At 64.8% G+C, this 10,958-nt stretch carries 7 protein-coding genes; 4 read left to right on the forward strand and 3 right to left on the reverse strand.

Going from position 1 to position 10,958, the window contains the following annotated elements:
• Positions 1 to 198: 198 nt before the first annotated feature.
• Positions 199 to 1,791 carry a hypothetical protein gene (locus tag VFG17_RS18475; protein ID WP_325030843.1) on the reverse strand — a complete coding sequence of 531 codons (1,593 nt, stop codon included), beginning with the start codon at positions 1,789 to 1,791 and terminating at the stop codon, positions 199 to 201.
• A gap of 240 nt (positions 1,792 to 2,031) precedes the next feature.
• Positions 2,032 to 4,761, reverse strand: coding sequence for a protein kinase domain-containing protein (locus VFG17_RS18480; protein ID WP_325030844.1), 2,730 nt, complete (start codon positions 4,759 to 4,761; stop codon positions 2,032 to 2,034).
• 107 nt (positions 4,762 to 4,868) lie between these two features.
• Here VFG17_RS18480 and VFG17_RS18485 point away from each other — a divergent pair, with 107 nt between their 5' ends.
• The 4 genes from VFG17_RS18485 (at position 4,869) to VFG17_RS18500 (ending at position 8,567) form a co-directional block, all read left to right on the forward strand.
• Complete coding sequence (locus VFG17_RS18485) at positions 4,869 to 5,513, forward strand: hypothetical protein (protein ID WP_325030845.1); 645 nt, start codon at positions 4,869 to 4,871, stop codon at positions 5,511 to 5,513.
• A 14-nt stretch (positions 5,514 to 5,527) separates the two neighbouring features.
• A complete protein-coding gene (locus tag VFG17_RS18490) occupies positions 5,528 to 6,451 on the forward strand; it encodes a hypothetical protein (protein ID WP_325030846.1) in 924 nt (307 codons plus the stop codon).
• Positions 6,448 to 7,788 carry a hypothetical protein gene (locus VFG17_RS18495; protein WP_325030847.1) on the forward strand — a complete coding sequence of 447 codons (1,341 nt, stop codon included), beginning with the start codon at positions 6,448 to 6,450 and terminating at the stop codon, positions 7,786 to 7,788. Before VFG17_RS18490 ends, VFG17_RS18495 begins: the two co-directional genes overlap by 4 nt.
• A gap of 161 nt (positions 7,789 to 7,949) precedes the next feature.
• Positions 7,950 to 8,567: a response regulator transcription factor gene (locus VFG17_RS18500; RefSeq protein ID WP_325030848.1), complete on the forward strand. Its 618-nt coding sequence runs from the start codon at positions 7,950 to 7,952 to the stop codon at positions 8,565 to 8,567.
• Here VFG17_RS18500 and VFG17_RS18505 read toward each other — a convergent pair.
• Positions 8,553 to 10,802, reverse strand: a complete 2,250-nt coding sequence (locus tag VFG17_RS18505) for a sensor histidine kinase (protein WP_325030849.1) — start codon at positions 10,800 to 10,802, stop codon at positions 8,553 to 8,555. The genes VFG17_RS18500 and VFG17_RS18505 overlap by 15 nt on opposite strands.
• Between the last annotated feature and the right edge of the window lie 156 nt (positions 10,803 to 10,958).

The raw sequence follows: 10,958 nt of genomic DNA on the forward strand, positions 1-10,958 counted from the left end.
GCGTCGAAATGGGCGGGACGTCGGGTTGCTATCCGGCGCGCTGCTACGCATGGCATAGGCGCGGGCTGTTCGATTGCCGACGCTGGCGAGTGAGTTGATAGCGGCGAAGCAATTGAGGGCGGTACGGATACAGCAACGCCCCCGGTTCAGAGGCCGAGGGCGTTGCAGTCTATTTCTACCGTCTCGTCCGGTGGGCGATCATGTCGCGATGGAGCCCCAAGCTTTCCAAATTCCGGGGGACCCCGCCGTAACACATACCCACCCCATGGTGCCGCCCGGCGTGGGGACGCTGTTCCAGACCATCTCGCCCACAGCATGATATCTCGAGGAGGGCGCGGCGGACGCATAGCGCTCCGCTCGCTGCGTGGGCGCACGCAGCAGCCTGTCCGTCGTCTTGGCAAACTGAGACTGATCCTCCGACACTTCCATGAGCCGGAAAACTTGGACGTAATTCTCGGATGCGACAGTTTGGTTGGCGTAACAGCGAACGGCTTTGCTCCCGGTCGAACTGACCGTAAATGGTACGCCCGGAGCGCGCACGACCCCATCGACTTGAGCCGTTGCGACGGGACTACCCGCAACATTTTTGCTGTGCAGCCAAAGGACATATGTCTTCGTACTGTCGAGATTGACGCTCTGTTTCATGCCTCGAATGCCGGTCAGGGACGTCGCAATTTTGAAACCCCCTTCTACGGGATCCCAGCCGACAAACTCGGAGGTTCCGTCCGAGACCCAAGCTTGTGGGTCCAGAAGATCGTCACCATAGATCATCGGGACAATAGCGGCGCCATATTTCAGACCGATATTGTCGGTGGTCCCGACTCCGGCGAGATATTCGGTGTCGCGACCCCATGCCGACTGGAAGCCATATCGCTTCGACCACCGGTCGCCGTGCGACTGCCCGGAGGTATACCAGTCGGCATTGCCAATGACGTTGCGCGTCCGCATGACCAGGTTCACACCCGCGCTCGGATGGCTATAATTATTGACGTCCTGACCGCCCGTGTCGGTGAGTTGCGCGCCGGCCGTGACATTGTTTTCGAAATAACAGCGTTCAAGGGTAAGGTCGCCGATATTGTTGCGGATGCCGACGCCGCAATATTCGGCGATGACAGTGAAGGTCGAGCGATAGACGTAGGTTGCGTCGATCCCGTAATCATCGCAGCCGATGACGTAGCAGTTGAAGAGCTGAACGGTGGTAGAGAAGTCGGCGCCGCCCGTGCCGTTTCGTCCGAACTTGAGACCCGTCTTGCAATGACGATGGAAACAGGAAATCATCGTTAGGTCGAGAGCGTTGCGGAACTCCACTCCGACGCCGCTGAAATTCTCGATATTGAGATCATAGTTATAGACGTGGCCGATCGAGCCGCTGCCCTTGGTGTAGAGGAGGCCATTCGTTCCGAGGCCATCGCCTTCCGTTCCCTCGCTGCGCAATTCGAGATGGCGGAAGTGCACCCAATCCTTACTGACCGTAAAGCCTGTCTCACCGTTCTTTACGATGAATCTGGTACCGCGGGACTGACCCTCAATGACAATATGCTGCGCGTCGATCGTGAGGCCCCCGACAAGATAGGCGCCACTGCACAGCAGCTTGCCGCCACCGGTCGATTCCAGGTGGTCGATTGCCGCTTGAACGGACGATGTGTCGTCTGCCACGCCATCGGCCGTAGCGCCGAACATTTCGGGCGTGACATATTTGATCGCGTCCTGAACATTGCCGCCTTGAGCAAGGCCCACCATGTCGCCGCCCGCGGAAGAAGCAAGCTCATTCCGGAGTTCCTCGCAACTCATATATTTTCTCCTTTGTAAGATCGCGGGACCATTTCCCCGATCTGAACAAAAGAAGAACAAATGAAATCCTACATTGCACCCTATTTCGTACGACCTCTCTCCTATTTCGTAAGTCTGCCGCTGAGACTGAGGGCTTGGATCTCGGGTGCCGAGGGTCGCGGGTTCGAGTCCCCTGCCAGGCTGTCCGATCGCTAACGTAGGACCCAGGGCGACCGACCGCCGCGCGGGCTTTGCAGTCGATCAACCGCCTCCCCGCGCCAGCCGTGCCTCGAGCTTGCTGGCGCGCGCCTTCGCCGACGCATCTTTCGCTTCGGCAAGCGCTGGCGTCGCCTTCGCGAGGAGCCGCCGCGCTTCGGTTTGGTCGCCGCTTCCCAGCGCCGCTTCGGCGAGCGCGAGGTCGGCGGCCGCGCCGATGTCCGGATTGCCGAGCAGCTGCGCCATTTTTTTCCGGTCGAGGCCGGTCAACAAGCCGCGCGCGTCGGCGAAACGGTCGTTGGCGATCAGGCATTCGGCCGTGAAATAGCGCACGACATGCGTGAGCGGATAGTCGGCGCCAAAGGCGGCGCGCGTGGTCGACAAGGCGTCGTTGGCGATTGCCATCGCCTGCTGGCGGCGGGACGTCTGGCACAGCGCCGACGCATAGTCGGTCTGGCCGACGAGCGCCTGGTGCGATTGCGGCCCGGCCAGCGCCGCCGCCCCCCGCCAGACGCGTTCGGCTTCGCGCGCCGCGGCATCATATTGTCCGAGCGCGGCGAAACTCTCGAACCGCGTCGAATGCAGACCCAGCGTGAAGCGGTGATCGGGGCCGAACCTTTTCTGCATCGCGGCGAGGAGCGGCACGCTGGCTTTCAGCGCCTCGTCATGCCGTCCCGTCATCGACAGGCTGTTCAGCCAATGCTGCCGCGTGACGAGCGTATCGGGATGGTCGGCGCCCCGGATGCGCGTCGAATCGCGCACGATCGCGCGCGCGACCGGTTCGGCCTCGTCGGCGCGGCCGAGCCGCATCAAGGTCAGCACGAGCGACGAGCGCGCCTTGAGCAATTGCCCCGCCGGAACCTCGCCGCCCGCCGCTTTGCCGATCCGCACCGCGCGCTGGAACGCGCGCTCGGCGGCTTCGATGTCGGCCATATAGCCATAGGCGCCTTCGGCCGAGGCGAGGGCGAAGCCGACGCGCCCGCTGTCGCCGCGTGCCCCCAGCCGCTCACGCTCGGTCGCGAGCAGCTTGCCCGCCACCTCGAGCCGTTCGGGCTGGCCCGACGTCGATTCCATGTGGATGCGCCCGAGCCGGCCGACCACGGCATCGTCGCTCGCCGCCTCGCCCGCCTTGTCGAACAAGGCGTCGGCGCGCGCATATTCGGCGCGCGCGGTGTCGGAATCGGATCGCTGGTGAAAGGCGCGGGCGACCGCGAGATGGAGCCGCGCGGCGACATGCGGCGCTCCGGCGAAACGCTGGTCGATCTGCTGGCTCGCGCGCTTGATCGCATCGATCACCGTCTCGTCGGCGCTCGATTTTGCGGGATCGGGGCTGCCGAGCACATCCTCGGCGATGAAGGCGTAGCTGGTTTCGGCGAGTTCGCGCGCCGCCACCGCCTGGTTGCGCTGATGCCAGGCATAGACGGCGAGCGCCGACGCGGTCAGCAGCCCGATACTCAGGCTGGCGAAGGCGGCGCGAACCCATGGACGCCGCGCGGCGCGCCGCTCTTCGAGCCTTTGTTGCTCGGCGAGCCGCGCCGCGCGTTCGGCTTCGGCTTCGGCTTCGGCGCGGCGCTGCGGCAGGCGATCGAGCCGGTCGGCCAACTCTTCGGCGCTCGCGAGCCGGTCGGCGGGCGCACCCGCCGCGGCGCGCGCGACGTCGTCCCGCAGCAACGGATCGGCGACGCGCGCTTCCCAGCCCGGCGCCAGCGCCGCCGAGAAATCGCCGATGACGAGCTGATAGAGAATGAGGCCGAGCGCATAGATGTCGCTCTTTACCGTTGGCACCGCTTCGCCCGCGAGTTCGGGCGCGCGATATGCCAGCGTTCCCGATCGCGGCTCGTCCCTGCCGAGGTCGGCGTCGAGCGATCCCGGGTCGGTGATGTGGTAATTTGCGAGGACCGCGTCGTCGAGCAGCCGCCCGCTACCGAAGTCGACCAGCCGCACCACCGGCTCGTCGTCGACCCGGTCGATCAGGATGTTCGCGGGTTTCAGATCCTTGTGCAGGACGCCCATGCCATGCACCGCCGCGAGCGCGCGCGCGATCATCGCGGCGACCGACAGGCGTTGCTCCAGCGGAATGGCGGATAGGCCGCCCGCGGCCTCGGCCCACGCCAGCAGATCCTCGCCGCCCCAGGCATATTCGAGGAAGAAGGGTGCGGTGTCGAAATTCCATTCGTGGAGCGCGGGGATCGGCGCCGCCTTGCCCAGCCCGGCGAACAGCAGGCGCGACAGCGCCGCCTCGCGCTTCAGGCTGCGCAACCGGTCGGGCGCGTCGGCGAATTTGAAGACGCGCGCCTCGCCGGTCTTCGCCTGCCGCGCGCACCAGACATCCTCGCTGCCCGTATCGCCGAGTGGACGGTCGAGCTGCCACAGCTTGCGGCCGGGCACGCTGTCGCCCGGCGCAAAGGCGAAGCGCGGCGCGAGCGGGGTGTCGATGCTCTCGACCGCGACCGGCGCGACCAGCCGGTATCCGACCCGCGGCACGGTGGCGATGATCGCATCGGCTTCGCCGCCCAGCGCCTTGCGCAATTTCGATATCGCGGTGGCGAGCGAGCCTTCGACCACGGTGACGCCCGGCCATACGGCATCGAGTATCTCGTCCTTCGTGACGACCTCGCCCGCGCGCAGCAGCAGTTCGTGCAACACCTCGAGCGGCTTGCCCTCAAGCGCGACGGCGCGCCCGTCGACGCGCAGCGCCCAGCTCGCTTCGTCGAAATCGGCGTTCGCGAAATGCCACAGGCGCCGCCGGCGCCGCGACGAATGGGTTCCCGACATAGAAATCACAGCCCCCCGATCATTCTTTAGAAAAGCTTTAGAACAGGATCAGGACGCGAATTCAAGGATGTGCGAGCACCGTATCTCGAATGATCGGGGAGGCGAAGATGAGCAGCAATAACGAGCAGCCGGTCCGGCGCGTCGAGGACATCCACGGCTTTTTCCGCACCGGCACCGTCCGCGGCGTCGGAAACTGGTCCGAAACCCATGTGAGTTCGTCGAGCAGCGGCGGGGGCGGCTATATCCATAACGGGTCGGGCCACATCTCGGCGCCGACGGTGAGCGTGTCGTCGACGACCACCGAAGTGATGCGCTTCTTCATGGAATATGGCGAGGACGACGAGGAAGAAGTGACGATCAAGGGCGGCGGCTTTGCCGCACGCGAGGGGCAGCGAGTCACCGTTATCCGCATCGGCTCGCGCCCCGGCTGGGGCTATAATGTCGGCTATCACAACCATAATACGGGATCGACCTATACCCCGGACCACCGGCTCGAATGGCCGCTCGACAAACGCCCGTCACGCAAGATGATATTCTTTGCCCCGATCATTGGCGCGATGCTGGGCGCGGCGGTATTGTGGTGGTTTTTCGCCTTGGGCGCCTTTGGCTGGGCACTCTACGCCTACAGCAAGAAAAATGGCGAATATCAGCGGCTTAAGGCGGCGGTGCGCCAGCGCGTCGACGAGCTCGTCGTCGAAGCGAAGGCCGGGCACGGCCGGATTCGCAGCGCTAACGACAGCGAAGCCGCGTGATCGGGGGAATGGGAATGCGTCGCAACTGTAAACATCATGCTCTGCTCCCCGTGCTGCTCCTTGCGGCCTGCGGCAGCGGTGAAACGCCTTCGGGTGGGGCGGCCGGCACGACCGCGCCGCAAAAGGCCGGTGCTGTCGTCCCGGCCGCCTCGCTCCCCAAGGGCGGATCGATCGAACAGGACCGCGAAGGCGCGCTTCGCGCCGCGGGCTATCAGCAGCGCGGCGGAGCTTGGATGGCAAGCTGCGAAGCCGACATCGAGCCGGTGCCCAAGGACAGTTGGTACGGCCTCGAAAGCGCGGAGATGCGAGATATCAACGGCGATGGGGCCGCCGAGGCGGTGATCAGCGGCGGCAGCAGCTATTGCTTCGGCAACACCGGCCTCTCGTTCAAGCTGCTCGCCAAATCGGGAACGGGCTGGAAGCTGATGGCCGACAGCATGGGAATCCCCGCCTTCCATCGGCGCAAGGGCATTGCATGGCCCGACATCGAGATCGGGGGGCCGGGATCCGACTGTTTTCCCTTCCTGCGCTGGGACGGCCGCAAATATGCCTATGGCGGGCGCTCGCTCGAAGGGCGAATCTGCGAACTCGCTCCGAAAGCGCAGGTGAGTAAAAGCGGTCTGCCGATGGCGACCGGCCTCTGGGCGCGCAACCATGCCGCCTGCGATGCGCTGGCGCGCGGGCAGGGCGATCCCGACTTCATCTTCGACGGCAAGATCATGACCGGCCCGCAGGATTATTACAGTGTCACGCCGTTCAAGGCGCTCGGTGACGGGCGCTACCGGACCGGCGGTGAGCATGAGCGGCAGGTCATCGACATGAATGACCCCAAATTCATCATCGTGGTAGAGGGCAATTGGTGGAGCGGCGGCTACACTTGGTGCTCGCCCGCGCAAAGCTGGAAGCCGTGGGAATATTCGCCGGAGGATTATTCATGATCCGTTCGCTTTTCACGCTCGCATCGGCGCTGCTGCCGGTCGCCGCGCTGGTCCAGTCGCAGCCGCAGCCCAAAGCCTGGCCGCGCGAGGTGCAGGCACTCTATGACGAGCTCAAGGCCGAATGCCGCGCGGGCGGCGGCAAATTCGTCCCCGACCGCGCGAATTTCGCGGTCGAGACCGAAGTGACCGGTGACGGCAAGCCCGACTGGGTGGTCGAGTACAGCGCGGCGCATTGCACCAATCAGGGCTATTCGGCGTGGTGCGGGACGGCGGGCTGCATGATCGCGATCCTGGGATCGGCGCGCGGCGGCGGTCTCACCGAAATTTTCAGCAACAACGTCCGGGGCTGGGAGGCGGTGAAGCTCGACGGCGGTCGCACCGGACTCGGCCTGTCGGTGCATGGCACCGCGTGTGGCAGCGTCGGCGCCGACATGTGCCTCGAAGTGCTGCGCTGGGACGGTCGCAAATGGGTGCTCGCGGCGCGGCGGCGTGGGACGGCCGCCGATCTTGGCCCCGACAGCGGCGAGCCTGCGTCGCCGCCGCCGCCGGGCCATGACGCGCGCTGGCAGTTCGGCGGCACCGGCGCGGGGGCGGTCGCGGCGGTGACGGGGCATCCCGAATTCATGGCGCTGGGTCTGCGCTGCCAGCCGGGCGGGGGACTCTATATGAGCGTCGTGCCGACGAAGGCGCTGCGTCTGCCGCCCGCGGGGCGACCGCTCCTGATCGGTTTCAGGAGCCACGCGGAGTTTACCGAAACGACGCAGCAACTGATGCTCGAGCCGGGTAAGCCCGATTTCAGCGGCACGCTCGACCCGGCGACGAAGGCGCTGCTGACCGGCGCCGACACCGACCTCGCCGTCTATGCCAGCACCGACGGCGGCGACGAATGGCGGGAGATCACCTATCTGTCGCTCGCCGGCTCGACCGCGGCGATCCGTTCGCTCGAACGGCAATGCCCGCAGGCAGCGGCTGCCTCGTCTGCGGCGAAGCCCGGGCAATCGCGGGCCGTGCCGCTGCCTGTCGGCTATTATGTCGATATGCGCATCGGCACCTGTGCCAAGCCGTTCGCCGACGGAACCCTTTATCTTGCCGAGGATCGCCTCGTATCGCCTTACAACAGCTGCAAGTTCACCAGCCTCAAGATGGTCGATGGCCAGAATTTCCGGCAAACCGAAAGCTGTCCGGACGAGGACGGGCGGCCGACCGCCGGGGCGACCAACTACCGCGTTACCGGGCCCCGGTCTTTCGCAGTCGAAACCTATAGCGAAGACTGGACCTGGTGTCCCGCCGCGCAGCTTCCTGCAAAAGCGCGCTTCTACAAGGGGGCGGGGCGATGATCAGCCGAGGCGGCGCGCGCAATCATGCCCGTTCGGTGCCTCCCAAATCGGCCGCCGCGACATCCCGCTCGTCGGCGCGTCCGGCGCCCCCCAATATTATTCGGGTTGCGGCGGCGGGAAAATCTGCTGATCAACCCGTATCGGGCAGGCGGGGCGTGGGCATGTTGGCAAAGCATAATATCCTGATCGTCGACGATCACCGCATTACGCAGAGCGGGTTGCGGTTCCTGTTCGGCTCGCTCGACCGCTATACGGTCGTCGGGGCGCTCGATCGCGGCGCGACGGTCAATGCCTTCGTCCAGTCGCAGCCCGTCGATCTCGTGATCCTCGACCTCAATCTGCCCGACGTGCGGGGGATCAACGTGCTCGCCGAAATCGTCGGCTCGCGCGACATGACGGTGATCATCCTGACGGGCGAGACGCATGTGAACGAGATTCATTCGGCGCTGAAGCTCGGCGCGCGCGCGATCGTCAGCAAGTCGGACTCGCTCGATCATATCGTCGCCGCCTGCGACGCGGCGCTCGCCGGCGAAATCTACGTCTCGCCGCATATCGGCGAAGCGTTGGGTAAGTTCCAGCAGCCGCCCGTTGCGCTGTCGTCGCGGCAAATGGCGATTCTTCACTATCTGGCGCAGGGTGAAACGAACAAGGAAATCGCCTATCGGCTGGCGATCGCGCCGCCGACGGTGTCGTTCCATATCGCCGAACTGCGGCGCAAGCTCGACGTCCCGCACAATCGCAAGATCGTCGAGCGCGCGAACGAGCTAAACCTGCTCTGATCGCGCACCGAAAAGCGGATGCAGCGCCATTTCGCTACACGCGGGCTTGATCGCCATCATCGCGACCAGCTGGCTGAGCCGCCCGCGCGTCACCGTCGTGTCGTCATAGGTCAGCGCGATCGTGCGGCCGACCGCGGTGCCGGCGTTCAACGCGGCTTCGAACGCCGCGCGGTCGTCGAAATCGAGCAGCGTCCAGCCGTCGAGTTGCGACCCCAATTCATCGGCGGACACCGGCGTGACCGAGGGAAAGGCGGCGGGCAGCGTGATCCGGATTTCTGTCCCGGCGGCGCTTGACGCAACGATCCTCATCGACCCGCGCAGCGTGTCGATGATACGCCGCGCCGACCCGAAGCCCGATCCGGTGCCCTCGTCCTTTTCGTCGGAGCGGATCCGCGTCGCGGTGCCGGCGTTGAGCGCGGCGACGAGGTCGGCCGGCATGCCGGCGCCGCTATCGCGGATCGTGATGATCGCGCATCCGTCTTCCAGCGCAAGCGTGATGCCCGCGCCGCCGGTTTCGGTATATTTGTAGCTGTTGCTGAGCAGGTTGGCGAGCGCGCGCATCAGCAAGGGCCGGTCGGAAATGATCGTCACCTTGTCCACGACGCGGACGTCGAGAGTCAACTTCTTGCCCGCGAAAGGCGTTTTGAACATCATCGACAAGGGTTCGACCAGCGCCTCGGCGCGGAAGCTGCTGAGCGCGATGAAACCTGAATCGCTGGCCGCTATATTGGCGCCGGAGATCGTCGTCGACACGATCTCGCTCAGATAATCGGCCGAGCTTTCGAGCATTTCGACCAGTTCGTCGTCGGCATCCGTCCGGTTCTGGCGCTTGAGCACCGCGATCGCGCTGTTGAGCGCCAGGATCACCTGCCGGCTGTCGTGGCCCGATGCGTGGAGCAGCGCATTCTGGCTGTTGACCGTTTCGAGCGCGAAGGCCTTTTCCTCGGCAAGCCGCGTCGCGCGCTCACTGATTTCCAGCCTTTCGCTCAACGACTGCGCATATTTCCAGTCGGCGACGACCTTGTCGCGCTGGATTTTCTTGAGGTTGAGCCCCAGCGCGACGGTTACCATCACCGCTTCGAATAGCCCCACCGGTCCGGCGAGGTGCCAGTTGATGGGCAGCCAGGCGAAAATGCCCATCGACGCGATCGCCGCATAGACGATGAAGAGCGCGAGGCTCGCCCAGCCGACGAAGAGCGGCCAGAGCTGGAAGCCGAGCTGTTTCATCGCGGCGTAGCCGACGAAGGGAAGGAACAGCGCGACCGCTACCGCGACCAGCCACGTCGCGACATGCAGGAGGAAGCGCAGCTCGGGCGGGTAATAGGCGAGGCCCGGCTGGAAGAGCATGATTGCGAGCGCGAACCAGATCAGCGCCTTCAGCACCATGTCGCGCCGCGGAAAATGGGTCGCGGTGTCGACGAAGCTCCGGCAGAATTGCGCCATCGACGCGGCAAAGCCGCATTTGATGAAGTCCTCTACCGCCAACCCGGTCAGCGGTTTGTCGTAGAGGAAGAAGATCGTGATATAGCCTTCGGAATGGATCGTGTTCAGCGCGAAAAAAGCCTCCGCGACCGCCAGCCACAGAAATTCCCTGAAACCCGTGATCGAGAAGAAGAGGAAGTTGAGCAGCAGCAGTGTCAGCGCGCCGACCACGACGCCCGACACCATCGAGATATTCGCGCGCCGTTCCTTGAAGAAGGTGCCATAGCTGTTGATCTTCAGCGGCATATAGGTCGAATTTTCCGAAATAAACTCGATGGCCACCAGCGCGTCCTGACGCGGGCCGAGGACGAGTTCGGAGCTGAAGGCCTGATATGTGCCGAGATTTTGCCGGGCGGCCTGCGGATCGGTGCCATCGACCACCAGGGCGAGGCGGCCCCCTTTTGCTTCATAGAGCCGGAAGTGTTTGAGCGACCCGCGGCCCGTGGTCAGAATCCAGCTTCCTTGCTCGTCGCTGGCATTGCGGACCTGCAGCAGAACGACGGTGCGTGTGCCCGGCGGCCCGAAGTGGATGGTCGAACCCTCCACCTGCTGAAGCGGGCCTTGGAGGATGGCGTCTAATTGCGGCGTCCGGATGTCGCCGGGGCGCTTGGCGAAGCGTATGAAAGGCGCCAGATTCGGCGCATCCTCATGCGCATGTAGTTCGAGCACGGGCAATGCGTCCGGCGCGGCCCATGCCGGCTGCACCAGTCCGAGCAGCGTGAAAAACAGGACGGCAAGCAGGCTTCGCATCATGGACACCCGTCGTTCGCTTACGGGGCCAGCGGTTCCATCATGTTCACGGAGGGCAGACGCGCAAATCTACGCGCTTCCCCCGAATACCCACCCCCCGGTGACGGGTCACCGTAACGGCCGAGCGGCCCGCTGTGCAAGCATGACGTCAACGGTCCG

This window comes from Sphingopyxis sp., assembly GCF_035686825.1.
Taxonomy (GTDB): Bacteria; Pseudomonadota; Alphaproteobacteria; order Sphingomonadales; family Sphingomonadaceae; genus Sphingopyxis.

Coding starts and splice junctions, on each gene's coding strand:
- VFG17_RS18475 (WP_325030843.1), bottom strand. CDS start 1,791: ATGAGTTGCGAGGAACTCCGGAATGAGCTTGCTTCTTCCGCGGGCGGC.
- VFG17_RS18480 (WP_325030844.1), bottom strand. CDS start 4,761: ATGTCGGGAACCCATTCGTCGCGGCGCCGGCGGCGCCTGTGGCATTTC.
- VFG17_RS18485 (WP_325030845.1), top strand. CDS start 4,869: ATGAGCAGCAATAACGAGCAGCCGGTCCGGCGCGTCGAGGACATCCAC.
- VFG17_RS18490 (WP_325030846.1), top strand. CDS start 5,528: ATGCGTCGCAACTGTAAACATCATGCTCTGCTCCCCGTGCTGCTCCTT.
- VFG17_RS18495 (WP_325030847.1), top strand. CDS start 6,448: ATGATCCGTTCGCTTTTCACGCTCGCATCGGCGCTGCTGCCGGTCGCC.
- VFG17_RS18500 (WP_325030848.1), top strand. CDS start 7,950: ATGTTGGCAAAGCATAATATCCTGATCGTCGACGATCACCGCATTACG.
- VFG17_RS18505 (WP_325030849.1), bottom strand. CDS start 10,802: ATGATGCGAAGCCTGCTTGCCGTCCTGTTTTTCACGCTGCTCGGACTG.